Source organism: Ectothiorhodospira shaposhnikovii (assembly GCF_022227765.1).
Taxonomy (GTDB): Bacteria; Pseudomonadota; Gammaproteobacteria; order Ectothiorhodospirales; family Ectothiorhodospiraceae; genus Ectothiorhodospira.
Genome location: NZ_JAJMLZ010000008.1, coordinates 99,920 through 116,629, shown reverse-complemented (window position 1 = coordinate 116,629; position 16,710 = coordinate 99,920). Strand labels below are relative to the sequence as shown.

Annotated in this window: 16 protein-coding genes; 3 read left to right on the top strand and 13 right to left on the bottom strand. The window is 63.9% G+C overall.

Annotated elements, in window-relative coordinates; all coding sequences use genetic code 11:
* Window positions 1-267: 267 nt before the first annotated feature.
* A complete protein-coding gene (locus LQD11_RS12210; RefSeq protein WP_276315702.1) occupies window positions 268-1,023 on the top strand; it encodes a flagellar brake protein in 756 nt (251 codons plus the stop codon).
* On the opposite strand, the gene LQD11_RS12205 is transcribed toward LQD11_RS12210, so the two are convergent.
* The 12 genes from LQD11_RS12205 to cysB all read right to left on the bottom strand — a co-directional run bounded on the left by LQD11_RS12205 (window position 1,018) and on the right by cysB (window position 13,545).
* Window positions 1,018-3,672 (bottom strand): EAL domain-containing protein, encoded by a 2,655-nt coding sequence (locus tag LQD11_RS12205; RefSeq protein WP_238617789.1) that lies wholly within the window; start codon window positions 3,670-3,672, stop codon window positions 1,018-1,020. The two genes, LQD11_RS12210 and LQD11_RS12205, sit on opposite strands and share 6 nt — an antisense overlap.
* A 240-nt stretch (window positions 3,673-3,912) precedes the next feature.
* Window positions 3,913-4,560 (bottom strand): endonuclease III, encoded by a 648-nt coding sequence (gene nth, locus LQD11_RS12200; protein WP_238617788.1) that lies wholly within the window; start codon window positions 4,558-4,560, stop codon window positions 3,913-3,915.
* Between the two features lie 16 nt (window positions 4,561-4,576).
* Entirely contained in the window at window positions 4,577-5,263 is a 687-nt protein-coding gene (locus LQD11_RS12195; protein ID WP_238617787.1) for an electron transport complex subunit E, read from the bottom strand.
* Entirely contained in the window at window positions 5,256-5,903 is a 648-nt protein-coding gene (gene rsxG / locus LQD11_RS12190) for an electron transport complex subunit RsxG (protein WP_238617786.1), read from the bottom strand. Before rsxG ends, LQD11_RS12195 begins: the two co-directional genes overlap by 8 nt.
* A 3-nt stretch (window positions 5,904-5,906) precedes the next feature.
* Complete coding sequence (gene rsxD / locus LQD11_RS12185) at window positions 5,907-6,953, bottom strand: electron transport complex subunit RsxD (RefSeq protein ID WP_008932392.1); 1,047 nt, start codon at window positions 6,951-6,953, stop codon at window positions 5,907-5,909.
* Window positions 6,953-8,566, bottom strand: a complete 1,614-nt coding sequence (gene rsxC, locus LQD11_RS12180) for an electron transport complex subunit RsxC (protein WP_238617785.1) — start codon at window positions 8,564-8,566, stop codon at window positions 6,953-6,955. Before rsxC ends, rsxD begins: the two co-directional genes overlap by 1 nt.
* A 32-nt stretch (window positions 8,567-8,598) precedes the next feature.
* Window positions 8,599-9,186 (bottom strand): electron transport complex subunit RsxB, encoded by a 588-nt coding sequence (gene rsxB, locus LQD11_RS12175; protein WP_008932394.1) that lies wholly within the window; start codon window positions 9,184-9,186, stop codon window positions 8,599-8,601.
* A gap of 41 nt (window positions 9,187-9,227) precedes the next feature.
* On the bottom strand, window positions 9,228-9,806 hold the full coding sequence (gene rsxA, locus LQD11_RS12170; protein WP_008932395.1) for an electron transport complex subunit RsxA: 579 nt from the start codon (window positions 9,804-9,806) through the stop codon (window positions 9,228-9,230).
* An 82-nt stretch (window positions 9,807-9,888) separates the two neighbouring features.
* Entirely contained in the window at window positions 9,889-10,566 is a 678-nt protein-coding gene (gene mtnC, locus LQD11_RS12165) for an acireductone synthase (protein ID WP_238617784.1), read from the bottom strand.
* Between the two features lie 31 nt (window positions 10,567-10,597).
* On the bottom strand, window positions 10,598-11,224 hold the full coding sequence (locus LQD11_RS12160; RefSeq protein WP_008932397.1) for a methylthioribulose 1-phosphate dehydratase: 627 nt from the start codon (window positions 11,222-11,224) through the stop codon (window positions 10,598-10,600).
* Between the two features lie 78 nt (window positions 11,225-11,302).
* Entirely contained in the window at window positions 11,303-12,292 is a 990-nt protein-coding gene (locus tag LQD11_RS12155; RefSeq protein WP_238617783.1) for a LysR substrate-binding domain-containing protein, read from the bottom strand.
* A gap of 278 nt (window positions 12,293-12,570) precedes the next feature.
* Window positions 12,571-13,545 carry an HTH-type transcriptional regulator CysB gene (cysB, locus tag LQD11_RS12150; protein WP_008932399.1) on the bottom strand — a complete coding sequence of 325 codons (975 nt, stop codon included), beginning with the start codon at window positions 13,543-13,545 and terminating at the stop codon, window positions 12,571-12,573.
* Between the two features lie 117 nt (window positions 13,546-13,662).
* Between cysB and LQD11_RS12145 the strand changes: the two genes are divergently transcribed.
* Window positions 13,663-13,869 carry a hypothetical protein gene (locus LQD11_RS12145; RefSeq protein WP_238617782.1) on the top strand — a complete coding sequence of 69 codons (207 nt, stop codon included), beginning with the start codon at window positions 13,663-13,665 and terminating at the stop codon, window positions 13,867-13,869.
* Between the two features lie 8 nt (window positions 13,870-13,877).
* Here LQD11_RS12145 and metG read toward each other — a convergent pair whose 3' ends face one another.
* Entirely contained in the window at window positions 13,878-15,905 is a 2,028-nt protein-coding gene (gene metG / locus LQD11_RS12140; protein WP_238617781.1) for a methionine--tRNA ligase, read from the bottom strand.
* A 170-nt stretch (window positions 15,906-16,075) separates the two neighbouring features.
* Here metG and LQD11_RS12135 point away from each other — a divergent pair, with 170 nt between their 5' ends.
* Window positions 16,076-16,705, top strand: a complete 630-nt coding sequence (locus LQD11_RS12135) for a YdbL family probable chaperone protein (RefSeq protein ID WP_238617780.1) — start codon at window positions 16,076-16,078, stop codon at window positions 16,703-16,705.
* Window positions 16,706-16,710 lie beyond the last annotated feature (5 nt).

The window sequence follows — 16,710 nt, the reverse complement described above, 5'->3', positions numbered from 1 at the left end:
GGTAGCCGGGACCTGAATCAAGTCCATTTCAGGTGGCTGGAGGTATGTCGGGAAGCAGACTCCATGGTCGGACGATCATAACACGATGACACGTCCCTGTTGGCGGGGACCGGTGGCTTCAATGTCGCCCGCAGGAAAATACTGTAGAATCTCGGCCGGTCGAATCATTCAGAATGCAGTGATCCCCTGAGTGATGATGGCAGGTATTCTCCGCCGTATCCCGGCGCTTCGGCCCCTGAGCCATTTCAATCAAACCTTTCCCGCCAAATGACTCAGAACTCCTCGACGATCATCCGTAACAGAAAGCGCCAGAACAGCATTTTTATCGCGCTGAAGCAGAGTCGGGCGCTGCTCATGATGCATGCCCCGGAACGCAAGCAGCAGGGGCTTACGCAGATCATCGCGTCGGATCTTGAGGGTGAGGCGTTGCTGTTCGACATTCCCAACGATGAAACCTTGGTGAAGGGACTTGAAGAGGGCGTGCGTCTGACGGTGAGAGGCGCTCTGCAGGGGGTGCCGGTGCGCTTTGACACCTATCTCATGGGTCTTGATCGCCATGAGGGAGAGGCGGTGCTGGTCTGTCGGTGGCCCGAGGAACTGGATTACCAGCAACGTCGCAATGCCTTCAGGGTGCAGATTCCCCGCGGCATGGACAGCCATGTTCTGTGGGTGCGGGAGCGACATGGGCAGAACCCGCCCACCGGCGAGATGCCGGGGGAAGTGGCAGAGACCCTGGTCCATGAAAGCCGTCCTTCGGACCTTTCCATCCAGGGTTTGTGTCTGGAGTGCGATTTGTCGGAAGAGATGTGTCCCCAGGTCGGCGATGCCGTGCTGATCCGGGAGCTGCGCATCGGCGGCCAGCAGTGGTCGGATCTTCGCGCCGAAGTCCGCAGCATCAAGCCGGTGGACGGCAGGTCACTGCTCAGGTTGGGCGTGCTGTTTCTGGATCTCAGCCCCAGTGCGGATCGTTCCCTGAACCGACTGTTGATGGAGCTTCAGTACGACGCCGCCCGGCGGTCATGACGACTCGGAGGTCGGCAGGCCCATCAGCTCCCCCCAGCTCATGGGCTGTCCGAACAGATAGCCTTGGAAGATACGGTATCCCATCTTCTCCAGAAAGGCCTTCTGCGCCGGGGTTTCCACGCCTTCGGCCAACACTTCCAGACCAAGCCCCTCGCCCAGGGACAGAGCCATCCGCATCAGGGAGGCATCATCCTCGTGATCCAGTGCCCGGTGCAGGAAGCTTTCGTGGACCTTGATCTGGTCCAGGGGCAATCGGTGCAGATCCCCGAATGACAGTTTCCCGATCCCAAAATCATCCAGCGAAAAGCGCAGGCCCCTTGCCCTGAGTCGCTGCATCCTGGCAATGGCCTCTCCCATTTCCCCGTTCAGGCATTCTTCATTGATTTCCAGGCGGATGCGTCGGGGATCGACGCCGGTTTCATCCACCATGTCCATGATCATGGCTTCCAGCCCTGGCTGACGGAATTGTCTGGGACTCAGGTTGATGGCCAGCACCACGTTGGACCAGTCCCGATGTTCGGACCAGCGTTTCAGATCCTGGAAGCCCTGTTTCATGATCCATTGACCGATGGACAGGATCAGCCCCGATTCTTCCGCCACCGATATCACCTGAGCGGCCTTGATGAGGCCCCGGCGGGGATGTTGCCACCGCAACAGGGCTTCCGTTACCCGGATACGGCCATCGAGGTCATATTGCGGTTGGTAATGAAGGGTCAGTTGTCGATCGACCATGGCCTGATGCAGTTCATGGGCCAGGGCGGAGCGGGTTTCCAGGGATGACTGCATGGAGGGCTCGAAGACGCGCGTGCCGCTGCGTCCCTGGCGTTTCATCTCATACATGGCCATGTCGGCCTGTTGCAGTACCTCATCAATACTGACCGTATGCCCGTTGAAGAGGCTGATGCCGATGCTGGGCGTGATGACATGTTCCAGGGTGTTGAGCAGATAAGGTCTGCTCATGGTCTTGAAGATCTTGTCGCCGATGTCCTTTGCCATCTTCAGGGCCTCTTCTTCCCGCGAACCCAGGTTTTCCAGCATTACCACGAATTCATCTCCGCCCAGTCGAGCGACGGTGTCCACTTCCCTGACGCAGGCCTTGAGGCGATCGCCGACCTGTTGCAGCAGCAGGTCTCCCGTGCTGTGTCCGTAGGTATCGTTCAGGGCCTTGAACCGGTCCAGATCCATGAACAGCAGGGCCCCGTGCTGATCACTGCGCTTGCTGGAAACCACCGCCTTATCGAGTCGGTCCAGCAGCATGCGTCGGTTGGGGAGCTGGGTCAGTGCGTCATAGAAGGCCATCTGCGCGATGCGCTCACTGGCCTGTTTCTGCTCGGTCACATCCCGGATGACCGCCATGACCTCCCGGTCATTGAGCTTCACCAGGCGCGCCTCGAAGGTGCGCCGGGCGCCGGATACGTCCAGCGTGTATTCCACGAAATGCATGCGGTCCTCCGCCAGGACCCGCCGAATGGCGTCCAGAACGCGGACGGCGATCTCCAGGGGCAGCACTTCGGACACGTTCTTGTGCAGGAAGGTCTCGGGGGATTTGTAAAGGAGGCCTTTCTGACCGGCATGCCAGTCCAGATAACGTCCGTCATGGCTCAGGCGGAACATCAGGTCCGGCATGGCTTCGAGCAGGGCGCGGTTATAGCGTTCACTCTCAGCCAGCGCCGCTTCCGCCTCCTTGCGGCGATGGATGTCTTTGTTCACCCCGATCACCCGTGTGGGTCCGCCCTGTGCGTCCCGGCTGATCACCTGTCCCTGGTCCAGGACCCAGAGATAACTGCCGTCCTTGCAGCGCAGTCGGTATTCCGACTCATACATCGGGGTAAGGCCGTCCAGGTGTTGTTGGAGATCCTTGATCACCCGATCCCGGTCATCGGGATGCAGGCGCCCCTCCCAGGCATCAAACGACGGGGATATCTCTTCGGGCGCATGACCCAGCATCAGTGCCCAGCGGGGAGAGTGATAGGTCTGCCCGGTGACGGTATTCCAGTCCCACAGGCCCTGATGACTGCCCTCCAGGGCAAAGCGCCAGCGCAGTTCATTGTCCAGGATGGTGGTCTGCTGGGCCTCGGCCTGAATCCGCAGGTGGATGTTCTCGTTGAAACTGGCCTGGATGCGGGTCGCACTGACGAAGACGAATAGCAGAAAGAGGCAGACAATCAGCCCGGCCATCACGGACAGGGGTTCATCCTGCATCAGCAGGGCAACGGCCAGGGGCACCAGCATGGGGCCGACCAGGAACAGGGTGGACAGCCGGTCGGTGGCCAGGGAAATGATGGCTCCGGCGGTGATGCCGGCGATGGCGAAGGCCAGAAAGGCCTGAAAACTCAAGTCGCCGGACTGGGTGAGCAGGGCGCAGCCGATGCCCCAGCCGATGCCGGCGGCCAGGGTGGTGGCCCTGAAGCGCCTGAGCCAGACGGGGCGCTCGGGGGTGTCGGTGCGCTGGTAGGCCAGCCACAGTCCGCCCCGGACCAGGGCAACCAGCAGGATGAGGCAGAACCAGCCCAGCAATATGGGGACCGGTAGCACCGGCAGATGAATCAGGGCCAGGATGGCGGCCGCACCGATGGAGACCGCCACGGTGGCGGGCAGTCCCTCATAGAGGTAGCGGGTCTTTTCGGCATGATTGGCCAGTTCGGTCATCGGGACGACTCCCTTTGACAGGTTGACCGACCGGAGCGCCTGGTGTCGGGTCCGGTCTGGGAACGGCATCCATCTTGTGTCGGGCGAGTCTGGTTCATGCCCGAGGGCATCGCGTATCCGTTGCCGCGCATCCTGTTTGCATGCCTCGTGTCTCAGCTGCGTGGGTCAGCATGTCACAGCGGATGCACACTGACCATGTCCGGTTGACCCATCGATCCTGCCGCTTGAATCTTCGGTTCGTCACCGGCCTGCGGCGGCGGGTGTCTTGTCCTTGAAATCGCACAGGTCGGCGATCAGGCATTGCCCGCACTTGGGGATGCGCGCGATACAAGTATAGCGCCCATGCAGGATCAACCAGTGATGGGCGTCCCGCTTGAATTCCGCGGGTACCACCTTGAGCAGGCGTGTTTCCACCGCCAGCGGCGTCTTGCCCGGCGCGATGCCGGTCCGGTTGGCCACACGGAAGATATGGGTGTCGACGGCGATGGTAGGCTCGCCGAAGGCGGTGTTCAGCACCACGTTGGCGGTCTTGCGCCCGACCCCGGGCAGGGCCTCCAGGGCGGCCCGCTCACGGGGTACTTCTCCCTGCCACTGTTCCACCAGGATCCGGCAGGTCCTGATGATGTTTTCCGCCTTGCTGTTGTAAAGGCCGATGGTGCGGATATGGCTCTTGAGGCCTTCCAGCCCCAGGTCGAGGATGGCCTGGGGGGTGTTGGCCACGGGAAACAGCAGGGCCGTGGCCTTGTTGACCCCCTTGTCGGTGGCCTGGGCCGAGAGGATCACGGCGATCAGCAGTTCAAAGGGGGTGCGGTAGTTCAGTTCCGTGGTGGGGTGGGGGTTGGCCGCCCGCCAGCGGGTGAAGATCTCCCGGCGCTTGTCGTTGTTCATCGTTCAGCCGTCCGCCTCAGGCCCGGGCCTCCCCGAGGGCCTCGGCGCGACGGGCGGCCCGTTTTGCCAATCGATCATCCACCAGGTTCTTCACGGCCAGCAAAAGGCCCAGGCCGATGAAGGCCCCCGGTGGCAGGATGGCCAGCAGAAAGCCCCGGTAATCCTCGATCAGGGTCACCGTGAGTCCCCGGGCCGCCTCGCCGAACATGAGGTGGGCCTGGTCGAACAGGGTGCCTTGGCCGATGGCTTCGCGCATGCCCCCCAGGGCCACCAGCACCAGGGTGAAGCCGATGCCCATGATCAGCCCGTCGACGAAGGCCTTGGGGATGGTGTGCTTGGAGGCAAAGGCCTCGGCCCGGCCGATGATGGCGCAGTTGGTCACGATCAGCGGAATGAAGATTCCCAGCACCAGGTAGAGTTCATGGAAGTAGGCATTCATGGCCAGTTCGATGGCGGTGACCACCGAGGCGATGATGAGCACGTAGATGGGGATGCGGATTTCCGGCCGCACCCAGTTGCGGATGAAGGAGACGCTGACGTTGGAGGCGATCAGGGTCAGGGTGGTGGCCAGGCCCAGCCCGAGGGCATTGACCACCGTGCCGGAGATGGCCAGCAGGGGGCACAGGCCCAGCAGCTGCACCAGAGCGGCGTTGTTGTACCAGAGGCCGTCGGCGACGATCTTGCCGTAGGGGGTGTCATTCATCAGTGTGCGCCTCTTCATCCGTGTCATCGACGGGCATCGGCTCGAATACCTGTTCCCGATGGGTGTCGAAGTAGATCAGGGTGTCGCGTACCGCGCGCACCACCGCCCGAGGGGTGATGGTGGCCCCGGTGAACTGGTCGAAGATGCCGCCATCCCGTTGCACCGCCCAGCGTTCCACCGGCGGATTGCCCAGTTCCAGGTCGTCAAAGCCCAGGATCCAGTCGGAGCGGCCGGCCTCGATGTCGTCGCCCAGCCCCGGCGTCTCCCGGTGGCTGACCACCCGCACGCCGGCCACGCGGCCGTCCGCGCGCACGCCCACCAGCAGGTGGATGTCACCGGAATAGCCGCCGCGGGCAATCACGGTGAACACCGCGGCCACCGGCTCGTCTCCCAGGCGCGCCCGGTAGACCAGATGATTGCCGCCGCCGAGCAGGGCATGGCCGAGCACGGTGGTGTCGTTGATGATGTCGTTGTCGTATTCACCGTCGGGCAGGATTTCATGCAGGCGGGCCAGGGTGGCCGCCTCCCGGTTGGCTTCGATGCGCTCCGCCGTGCCCATGTGGATCAGGGCCACCAGTCCGGCCCCCACCAGTCCGAAGGCGGCCAGCAGGGCCGTGGAGAGATAGATTTCCCGCAGCACGTCCTAGCCCTCCTTGCCGGCCGTGGTCTTGCCGAAGACCCGGGGCTGGGTGTAATGGTCGATCAGCGGGACCATCATGTTCATGAGCAGGACCGCGAAGGCCACCCCTTCCGCATACCCCCCCCAGGTGCGGATGACGAATACCAGCGCCCCCACTCCGGCACCGAAGATCAGGCGTCCCCGGGGCGTGGTGCTGGCGGAAACCGGGTCGGTGGCGATGAAAAAGGCGCCGAGAATGGCGGCACCGCTGAAGACGTGGAACAGGGGGGAGGCGTAGGTCTCCGGATTGATGAGCCAGAACAGGCCGGAGAGCAAGGTGAGGGTGCCCAGCATGGCCACCGGGATCTGCCAGCCGATCACGCCGCGCTTGAGCAGCCATAGCCCCCCCACCAGGAACCACAGGCCGATCCACTCCCAGCCGACGCCTCCCAGATAGCCGAAGAAGGGGGAGTTCTGGATCTCGCTGATGGGGTGTGCCAGTCCCACCCCGGTCTGGATCCGGTCCAGCGGCGTGGCGGCGGTGATCATGTCCCAGGTCAGCCCGTCCGGGAGCGTGCCGGCGAAAATGGCGGCAAAGGTCTGGGGCAGGCTCAGGTTCAGTTCGGCGATGACGGAAGGACTCAGCCACAGGGTCATTTCCCGCGGAAAGGAGATGAGCACCACCACATAGCCCACCATGGCCGGATTGAAGGGGTTGTAGCCCAGGCCGCCGTAGAGATGTTTGGCCACCACCATGGCAAACCCGACCCCCACCAGGGTGACCCACCAGGGTGTCAGCGGCGGCACGGCCAGGGCGAACAGCCAGCCGGCCAGCACCGCGCTCAGGTCGGTGATGTGGGGCGTCAGGGTGCGACCACGCACCAGCAGCATCAGGGCCTCGCAGGCCAGGGCCACGGTGACGGCCAGGGAGACATTGATCAGCACCCCCCAGCCGAAATACCAGGTCATGGCCGCGGTGCCGGGGATGAGGGCCAGCAGTACCTGTCCCATGACCCGGTTGACACTGCGGGCGGGCGCCATGTGCGGCGAACTGAAGGTCTTGAAGCGCATCAGCGGTTTTCGTTGTCGTTTTCGGAGGCCGGCGCGGCGGCGGTGGTGTCCTGGGCGGCCTGTTCGGCCTTGCGGGCCTGAGCCCGCGCCAGGGCGGCACGGATCACCGCCTGCTTGGGATCTTCCCCCCCGTCGGCGGTGGGGGCCGTCTGCTGGGCGGCGGCCTGCTTGCGCTTCATGCGCTCGGCCTTTTCCCGTTCTTCCCGCTCCAGGCGTTCCCGGCGCAGTTCGTGGCGCTGTTTGGCGGCCTCGGCCTGGCGGCGCTCCCGTTCCTGGGACCAGATCTCGTTCTTGGCAAAGCGGTAATACTGCACCAGCGGAATATTGCTGGGACAGACGTGGGCGCAGCAGCCGCATTCGATGCAATCGAACAGGCTGTATTCCTGGGCCTTGTCGAAGTCACGGGCACGGCTGAACCAATACAGTTGCTGGGGCAGCAGGCCGGCAGGGCAGGCCTTGACGCATTCTCCACAGCGGATGCAGGGCATCACCGGACCGGGGCGCTCCACGTCGGCGGCGCGGGCGGCGATGATGCAATTGCCGCCCTTGATGATGGGTACCGCGTCGCTGGCCAGGGCAAAACCCATCATGGGGCCGCCCATGATCAGTCGCTCCACGTCGTCGGTGTAGCCCCCGGCCAGGGCGATCAGGTCCGCCACCGGGGTGCCCAGGTAGACCTGGAGGTTGCGGGGGCGGTGGACCCCGCTGCCGGTGACCGTCACCAGGCGGGAAATCAGGGGTTCCCCCAGGACCACCGCCCGGTAGATGGCGGCCAGGGTGCCCACGTTGTGGCAGACCACGCCGACGTCGGCGGGTAGCCCCTCGCTGGGGACTTCGCGGCCGGTGAGTACGCGCACGAGCTGGCGTTCGCCGCCGGTGGGATAGATGCTGGGAATGGGGACGATGCGGATGTTGTCCCGTTCCTCGCCGCCCAGGGCCTCGGTCATGGCGCGGATGGCCTCGGGCTTGTTGTCCTCGATGCCGATCAGGCATCGCTCGGGTTTCAGGGCGCGGCGCACCAGATGCATGCCGGCGATCACCGTCTCCGCCTGGGTGCGCATGAGCATGTCGTCGCAGGTGATGTAGGGTTCGCACTCGGCGCCGTTGATCACCAGGGTGTCGATCTTTTGGTGGGGGCGGGGGTTGAGCTTCACCGCCGAAGGGAAGGCAGCCCCCCCCAGGCCCACGATGCCGGCATCGCGCACCCGGTTGCGCAGCTTGACCGGATCGATGTTGCGATAGTCCTCGATGGGCGGCATCCGGCTATCGCCCCAGTCATCCTCGCCGTCGGCCTCGATGACGATGCTGGGGGCGGACAGGCCGGAAGGGTGGGGCACCGGCTGATCGCCGATGAGGGCGATGCGACCTGAGGTGGGGGCGTGCAGGTGGGCACCCACATAGGTATCCGAGCGAGCGATGAGCTGTCCCTTCTTGACGTGCTCGCCGCGCTTGACCACCGGCACGGCGGCCTCGCCGATGTGCTGCCGCAGCGGCAGGATCAGCCGCTGCGGCAGGGGCGCGGCGGCCACCGGCTCGGTGGTGCTTTCCGCCTTGTGGTCAGGCAGCTTGACGCCGCCATGGAATCGCCAGAGTGTATGGGAACTTGCGGTCATGGGTTGTCGTGGTCAGCGGGGGCTTTTGCGCCTCAGGCGCCGGAGCCCGCGGATGCCGGTCGGGCCAGATCCACCAGGCAGAGGCGATCGGCGGCGGTGTCCATGGGGAAGGGCCATTTCCAGGTATTCAGGTCCTGGGCAATGGGCACCATGCGGATGCAGTCCACCGGGCAGGGCATCAGACACAGCTCGCAGCCGGTGCACTGGGTCTCGATGACGGCATGCAGTTGCTTGGCAGCGCCGACGATGGCGTCCACCGGGCAGGCCTGCACGCACAGGGTGCAGCCGATGCAGCTGTTTTCGTCGATACGGGCCAGGGCCTTTTCCTTGACCTTGCCCTCGATGGGCTTGGCGTCGCGCCCGAGCATGTCGGCCAGGGCCATGAGCAGGCCGGTCCCCCCTGGAGGGCAGAGATTGATGTCCGCCTTGCCCTCGGCGATGGCGGCGGCATAGGGACGGCAGCCGGCAAAGCCGCATTGCCCGCATTGGGTCTGGGGCAGCATGTTGTCGATCTTCTCCACCACCGGATCGCTTTCCACGCGAAAGCGGATGGCGGAATAGCCAAGGATCATGCCGAACAAGGCGGACAGCGAACTGATGACTAGGACGGCGGCAAGCATGGGCGATTACGGCTCCTGGCTCGTCGATGGCGGCATCCGGGTCAGGGGGCCAGCCCCAGAAAACCCATGAATGCCAGTGACATGAGGCCCGCGGTGACCAGGGCGATGGCACTGCCGCGGAACGGTACCGGCACATCCGCGGCGGCAACCCGCTCGCGCATGGCGGCAAACAGGATCATGACCAGGGAGAAGCCGGCGGCGGCACCCAGGCCGTACATCACCGACTCCAGGAATCCATGGCTTTCCTGCACGTTGAGCAGGGCGACCCCCAGCACTGCACAGTTGGTGGTGATCAGGGGCAGAAAGATCCCCAGTACGTTATAAAGCAGCGGGCTGGTCTTGTGTACCACCATCTCGGTGAACTGCACTACGGCGGCGATCACCAGGATGAAGGCAATGGTGCGCAGGTATTCCAGACCGAAGGGCGCGAGCAGATACTCGTTGACCAGATAACTGCAGACCGAGGACAGGGTCAACACGAAGGTGGTGGCCAGGCTCATGCCGATGGCCGTTTCCACTTTCTTGGAAACCCCCATGAACGGGCACAGGCCCAGGAACTTCACCAGGACGAAATTGTTGACCAGGACAGTGCTGACCAGGATCAGTAGGTACTCGGACATGGGTCTCCCGCTCTGATGATTGAGTATCCGCTACCGGGCGCGCTGCCTGCAACCGGGCGGGTCATGGGGAAATCGCATGGAATCAGGGCTCCAGCCGGATCTGGTGAAAATCCGTCACCACCGGATGAGAGCCGGAGGCGGCCGCGCCCTGTCGCTGTACCAGGGTGGTCCGCAGGCCGGCTGCCGCCGCGGCATCCAGTTCCCGCGTGTCGTCGCAGAGGAACAGGGCCTCGCCCGGGGCGCACCCGATGCGTTCGGTGATGAGCTTGTAGGCGGCAATATGGGTCTTGCCGCCGATGCGGGTGTCGAAGTTGCCGCTGAACAGGGGGCGCAGGTCGCCCGCCTCGCTGTGGGCCAGGAAGTCTTCCTGGGCGCGTACGGAGCCCGACGAAAAGACATGCAGGGTGATTCCACGGTCATGCCAGGCCCGCAGGCAGGCCACGGCGTCCGGATAGATATGTCCCTTGAAATCCCCCCGGCGGTAGCCTTCTTCCCAGATCAGGCCCTGCAGGGCCTTGAGGGGCGTGATCTTCTGATCCGCCGACATCCAGGCCACCATGCGTTGCATCAGAGCCTCGTCATCCAGGGAGCCACCGGCATAGGCCCGGATGTCGGCCAGCAGGCGCTTCACCTCCGGTACCGTCCGGTGGGTGCGGACGAACTCGGGCAGGTGCTTGACCGCATGGGGGAGCAGCACTTCCCGGGTGAAGGACACCCCGGACAGGGTGCCTTCGATATCAGTGATGATGGCCCTGATCATGGCCGTGATTTCCGGATCTGGATGGGTGTCATCATGGCTTGAGTCTGCGCAGTTGCAGTTCACAGTCAAAGAGGAATTCGAAGGCTTCCACATGATGCCGGGCCTCGGCCGCATCCCGCCCCCAGGTATAGAATCCATGGCCCTCGATGAGGTAGCCGGGGGTGTCCGGGTGACGGTTCATGTGATCATCCACCTGCGCCGCCAGTTGGGGGATGTCCTGATCATTGCCGAAGATGGGCAGGGTGATCGAGGCGTCCCGGCAGGCGATGCCCGGCAGGGTACGGAGGACTTCGCAGTCGGTGAGGGTCAGTTCGGCGCCCTCCACGATGCGGGACAGCACGGTGGCGCTGACGGAATGGGTATGCATCACGGCACCGATCCGCGGGGAACGGCGATAGAGGATGATGTGCAGGAAGGTCTCCGCGGAGGGCTGCTTGCCGGGGGACAGGACGTTGCCGTCCAGATCCACCATCATCAGGCCGTCGTGTCCGAGTTCGCCCTTGTTGCGACCGGATTCCGTGATCACCATGCGGTGATCGTCCAGGCGCGCCGACAGACCGCCGGCGGTGGCCGGCATCCAGCCCCGGTGATAGAAGAAGCTTCCTGCCGAGATGAGTTGGGCGGCACGTGCCCCCAGGTGCTCGTGTGTCTCTTCCATACCTGCCTGATCAAAGGGAAAACAGCGGGTTAATGTACGCGACCCATGCGGCCGCGTCCATCCTGCCGGTCCCTTCGTTCAGGCACAGTGCGAAATGCCCTCCGGGACCTCCATGTTGCGGCACAGGGCTTCCAGGTTTTCCGGGTCCGGGTTCTGGGCCGCCCGCGCCACGTGCTCATGGGTGAGATGCGGGGCGAGCAGGGTGATGAAATCATACATGTAGCCGCGCAGCCAGGCGCCCCGGCGAAAGCCGATGCGGGTGATGTTTTCCGACAGTCCGGGTTCCGTGTCCAGTGCCACCAGGTCGTCGTCATGGCCCTTTTCCAGGGCAATGCGGGCGATGATGCCCACGCCCATGCCGTGGCGTACGTAGGTCTTGATGACATCCGCGTCCGCCGCCGTCAGCACCACGTCCGGGGTGAGTCCGGCGCGGCGGAAATCCGCGTCCAGCTTGGTGCGGCCGCTGAAGCCGTCCAGATAGGTGACGATGGGGTAGTCCGCCAGCCGTTCCAGGGGGATGGCGCCGGCACCGGCCAGCTCATGCCCCTTGGGAACCACCACGCAGTGAGACCAGCGGTAGGCGGGCAGCACGATCACTTGGCCGGAGGCCAGCATGGGCTCGGTGGCGACGATGAAGTCCACCTCGTCATGGGAGAGCATGTCGGCAATCTGCCGCGGCGTGCCCTGGTGGATCTGTACCCTGACCCGGGGGAAACGATGGCGGAAGGCGTCCACGATGGGGGGCAGGATGTAGCGGGCCTGGGCATGGGTGGTGGCAATGCGCAGATCCCCGGCTTGTTCATCCCGGGCCTCTTCCGCCGCCGCGCGGATGTTTTCCACTTCCCTGAGGATGACTTCACTGTATTCCAGCACCCGGCGACCCACGGCGGTCATGCCGGACAGATGCTTGCCGTTGCGCTGGAACAGGGGGACACCCAGTTCTTCCTCCAGCAGGCGGATCTGCTTGCTGATGCCCGGCTGCGAGGTGGCCAGGCGATCCGCGGCTTCGGAGATGTTGAGGTTGTAGCGAGCAATGGCCTGCAGATAGCGAAGTTGCTGGAGTTTCATGTCGAGATTATCCTGTGATCAAGGGCAAATGGCCCCGGATCAATCGGCTCCGAAAGGGAGCGTTGTCTGTATCGGCCCAAGTATACATATATAATCTTGCGTTATGTATCCGCCCCTCCGAGAAACACCCAAGAGGTTTGCTGCCGTCATTCCAGGGCCTTTGCCGTCGCTCCCGCGCAAGCGGGAGACAAGGGTTTTCGGCCCGTGACTGGATTCCCGCTTGCGCGGGAATGACCCGTTCATCATTCCCCCCTGCGGGAGCCGGTCTATCGGTGGATTCAATGCTCGGGCAGGTCAATGCCCTCGAAGATCCGGTCCACGCTCTCCTGGGTCCGGGCATTCAGGGCTTCCTGGACCCTTTCCTCTCCCGCGTGGGGGGCGAGCAGATCCATGAAGTGGCACATGAAGCGGCGCAGGTAGACGCCCTTGCGGAACCCGACCCGGGTAACATTTTCCCTGAACAGTGACTTGGCATCCAGGTAGGCCAGATCCGTATCCTGGCCGGGCTCATAGGCCATGTGGGCAATGATGCCGATCCCCAGTCCCAGTCTGACGTAAGTCTTGATGACGTCCGAGTCCGCCGCGCTGAGCACGATCTCCGGCGCAAGCCCGGCATTGGCAAAGTCCTGTTCCAGACGGCCCCGACCGGAAAAGCCGTGCACGTAGGTGACGATGGGGTAGCCGGCCACGTCTTCCAGGGCCAGGGACTTGACCCCGGTGAGCGGGTGCCCCTTGTCGACCACCACGCAATGGTGCCAGCGATAGGCGGGGATCATGAGCAGTTCCCGGTTCAGGGCGATGGCTTCGGTGGCAATGGCAAAGTCCACTTCACCGGAGGCGGCCATCTGGGAGATCTGTACCGGGGTGCCCTGGTGGATGAGCAGATGCACCCGGGGATAGCGGCGCCGGAACTGGGTGATCAGGGGCGGCAGGAAGTAGCGGGCCTGAGTATGGGTGGTGGCGATGCGCAGGGTGCCCCGCTCCTCGTCCCTGAAGTCTTCCGCCAGGGCATGGATGTTCTGCACTTCACTGAGGATGTTTTCGGCCCGGGCCAGGATCTGGCGACCGGCGGGGGTGACGTGACTGAAATTCTTGCCGCTGCGATGGAAGATCTCCAGCCCCAGTTCCTCTTCCAGCAGTTTCACCTGCTTGCTCACCCCAGGCTGGGAAGTGAACAGGCGCTCGGCGGCCTCCGTCACATTGAGGTTGTTCTCGACGATGGCCTTCAGATAACGCAACTGCTGGAGCTTCATGGGGACCCGGGTCTGTGTTGCTAATTCTATTGGGTGATTACAACACAAATTTATATTCTTTCAACCCGGCTTCGGGGGTTGCTAGATTTGATTTCAATCAAATGAGGAGGACCCGTCATGGCCCAGTCCAGCATCCACACCCCTGCCCAGGCCCATCATCGGGAAGTCGCGCTCAGACGTCGCATGGTGGCGCTGGAGCGGGAATTGCGTCACCTGGAAGAAGAATTGAACCAGGTACACCAAGCTACCGGAGCGCAGGGCCTGCCGAGTCGGCAGCCCCACAACCCCGGGTTCAGTCATCCGATTCCCGTCGCCGCCGGCTGACGGGCGGCCTATTTCACCCGCATGCCCGGCTGGGCGCCGGTATCCGGTGACAGGATGAACAGATCCTTGCCGCCGGGACCGGCGGCCAGCACCATGCCTTCGGACAGGCCGAACTTCATCTTGCGCGGTGCCAGGTTGGCCACCATCACCGTCAGGCGTCCTTCCAGGTCGGCCGGATCATAGGCCGACTTGATGCCGGCGAAGACCTGTCGGGTCTCGCCGCCCAGGTCCAGGGTCAGGCGCAGCAGCTTGTCGGCGCCTTCCACATGCTCGGCCCGGCTGATGCGGGCGATGCGCAGATCCACCTTGGCAAAGTCGTCATAGGTGATCTCTTCCCGGATCGGGTCCCGGGCCAGCGGCCCCTGGGGCTGGGTCGGCGTGGGTGCCAGACTTTCCTTCGAGGCCTCCAGCAGGGTCTGCACCGCCTGCGGGTCCACCCGGGTCATCAGGGGTTCGTAGGCGTTGATGCGGGTTCCCACCAGGGGCTGCCGCACCGCTTCCCAGGTGAGGGCGGGAATACCCAGAAACCCTTCCGCTTTCTCCGCCATGGACGGCAGCACCGGTCGCAGATAGGTGAGAATGGCCCGGAACAGGTTGATGCCCTGGGTGCAGACGGCCTGGACATGGGCCTGACCGTCTTCCTGCTTGGCCAGCACCCAGGGTTTTTGTTCGTCCACATACTGGTTGGCCAAGTCCGCCAGGGCCATGATCTCCCGCATGGCCTGACCGAATTCCCGCCGTTCATAGTGTCCGGCGATTTCCTCGCCGGCCCGCACGTAGCGGTCATACAGATCCGGATCCGGCAGGCTGTCGGCCAGGCGGCCGGCAAAGCCCTTGTGGATGAATCCGGCGCAGCGGGAGGCGATATTCACCGCCTTGCCCACCAGATCGCTGTTCACCCGGGCGATGAAATCGTCCAGGGACAGGTCGATGTCATCCACGCCGGGGCCGAGTTTGGCCGCGAAGTAGTAGCGCAGGTATTCCGGCTGCAGGTGGTCCAGATAGGTGCGGGCCTTGATGAAAGTGCCCCGGGACTTGGACATCTTCTGGCCGTTGACGGTGAGAAAACCATGGCAGTGCACCGCCGTGGGGGTACGAAAGCCCGCGCCGCTGAGCATGGCGGGCCAGAACAGGGTATGGAAGTAGGCGATGTCCTTGCCGATGAAGTGATGTAGCTCCGCCGTGCTGTCGGCGCGCCACCAGGCATCGAAGTCCAGGCCCTGCTGCTCGCAGTAGTGCTTGAAGCTGGCCATGTAGCCGATGGGGGCGTCCAGCCAGACGTAGAAGTACTTGCCCGGTGCATCCGGGATCTCGAAGCCCCAGTAGGGGGCGTCCCGGGAGATGTCCCAGTCGTTCAAGCCCGCCTCGAACCATTCCCGCAGTTTGTTGCGGATCTCCCCCTGCAGGCTGCCGGAGCCGGTCCATTCCCGCAGCATGGCGTGGAAGTCGCCCAGTTTGAAGAAGTAGTGCTCGGATTCCTTTTCCACCGGCGTGGCGCCGGAGATGGCGGAGACCGGGTTTTTCAGGTCCGTGGGGGCGTAGGTGGCGCCGCAGGCCTCGCAGGAGTCTCCGTACTGGTCCGCCGCGCCGCAGCGGGGGCATTCCCCCTTGATGAAGCGATCCGGCAGGAACATCTTCGCTTCCGGGTCGTAGGCCTGGCGGATGGTGCGCCGGGCGACATGTCCGGCATCCCGCAACCGGGTGTAGATCAGTTCGGCAAAATGGCGGTTTTCTTCCGAATGGGTGCTGTGGTAGTGGTCGAAATCCACCAGGAAGCCGGCAAAGTCCTCCCGGTGTTCCCGGCCGATGCGCTCGATCAGGACCTCCGGGGTGATGCCTTCGCTTTGCGCCTTGAGCATGATGGGGGTGCCGTGGGCGTCATCGGCGCAGACGTAGATGCACTGGTGGCCGCGCATCTTCTGGAAACGCACCCAGATGTCGGTCTGGATGTATTCCACCAGATGGCCCAGGTGGATGGGTCCGTTGGCGTAGGGCAGGGCGCTGGTGACCAGGATGTTGCGGGTATCGGATGTCATGATCTTGGCGGGGCAGGGAAAATGATTAAAGGTAGCAGGTCGGACGGATCGGGGCCAGTTTGTCGGCCTTTTTCAGCCTGCCCCTGTAGGGTTTGATGTTTTTTCGGGTTAGATTGGACGTCGAACCGTCTGCCGTTTGCAGATGTCAATAAACTCAAGGATCCATCGCCATGACACGCCACTTCATCGCATTACCCCGACACCTGGCCTGGTTCGGCGCCGTGCTGCTCCTGACCGCCTGCGTCACCATCAACATCTATTTCCCCGCCGCCGCCGCCGAGGATGCCGCCCGCACCATCGTGCGGGACGTGCTGGGCGAGACCGTGCGGCCCGCCGATGAGTCCCCGGAAGCCGCGCCAACCGCTCCGGACGCCCGTCTGGACGGCACCTCCCGGCGTGTGCTGGCGCTGATCCTGGACACGGTCATCCCGCCGGCCCAGGCCCAGCAGGCCAACATCAACATTCGCACCGCCACCATCGACGGTCTGCGGGCCTCCATGCGCTCGCGCACGCCGTCACTGCAGCCTCACTTTGCCTCCGGGGCCATCGGCTTCACCCGGGACGGGCTGGTGACCATTCGCGACCTCAATGCCGTACCCCTGCGGGACCGGGCCGCGGTACAGCGCCTGGTGACGGAAGAAAATGCCGACCGCAACGCCCTGTACCGGGAGATCGCCAGGGCCAATGACCGTCCCGAGTGGGAGTCGGACATCCGCGCCACCTTCGCTCGGGTCTGGGTGCAGGAGGCCCCACGGGGATATTGGTACCAGGATGAGCGGGGACAGTGGCGGCAGAAGTAGCCGTC

Excerpts from the sequence above, each read along its gene's own strand:
- LQD11_RS12210 (WP_276315702.1), top strand. The coding sequence starts at position 268 with ATGACTCAGAACTCCTCGACGATCATCCGTAACAGAAAGCGCCAGAAC.
- LQD11_RS12205 (WP_238617789.1), bottom strand. The coding sequence starts at position 3,672 with ATGACCGAACTGGCCAATCATGCCGAAAAGACCCGCTACCTCTATGAG.
- nth (WP_238617788.1), bottom strand. The coding sequence starts at position 4,560 with ATGAACAACGACAAGCGCCGGGAGATCTTCACCCGCTGGCGGGCGGCC.
- LQD11_RS12195 (WP_238617787.1), bottom strand. The coding sequence starts at position 5,263 with ATGAATGACACCCCCTACGGCAAGATCGTCGCCGACGGCCTCTGGTAC.
- rsxD (WP_008932392.1), bottom strand. The coding sequence starts at position 6,953 with ATGCGCTTCAAGACCTTCAGTTCGCCGCACATGGCGCCCGCCCGCAGT.
- rsxC (WP_238617785.1), bottom strand. The coding sequence starts at position 8,566 with ATGACCGCAAGTTCCCATACACTCTGGCGATTCCATGGCGGCGTCAAG.
- rsxB (WP_008932394.1), bottom strand. The coding sequence starts at position 9,186 with ATGCTTGCCGCCGTCCTAGTCATCAGTTCGCTGTCCGCCTTGTTCGGC.
- rsxA (WP_008932395.1), bottom strand. The coding sequence starts at position 9,806 with ATGTCCGAGTACCTACTGATCCTGGTCAGCACTGTCCTGGTCAACAAT.
- mtnC (WP_238617784.1), bottom strand. The coding sequence starts at position 10,566 with ATGATCAGGGCCATCATCACTGATATCGAAGGCACCCTGTCCGGGGTG.
- LQD11_RS12160 (WP_008932397.1), bottom strand. The coding sequence starts at position 11,224 with ATGGAAGAGACACACGAGCACCTGGGGGCACGTGCCGCCCAACTCATC.
- LQD11_RS12155 (WP_238617783.1), bottom strand. The coding sequence starts at position 12,292 with ATGAAACTCCAGCAACTTCGCTATCTGCAGGCCATTGCTCGCTACAAC.
- cysB (WP_008932399.1), bottom strand. The coding sequence starts at position 13,545 with ATGAAGCTCCAGCAGTTGCGTTATCTGAAGGCCATCGTCGAGAACAAC.
- LQD11_RS12145 (WP_238617782.1), top strand. The coding sequence starts at position 13,663 with ATGGCCCAGTCCAGCATCCACACCCCTGCCCAGGCCCATCATCGGGAA.
- metG (WP_238617781.1), bottom strand. The coding sequence starts at position 15,905 with ATGACATCCGATACCCGCAACATCCTGGTCACCAGCGCCCTGCCCTAC.
- LQD11_RS12135 (WP_238617780.1), top strand. The coding sequence starts at position 16,076 with ATGACACGCCACTTCATCGCATTACCCCGACACCTGGCCTGGTTCGGC.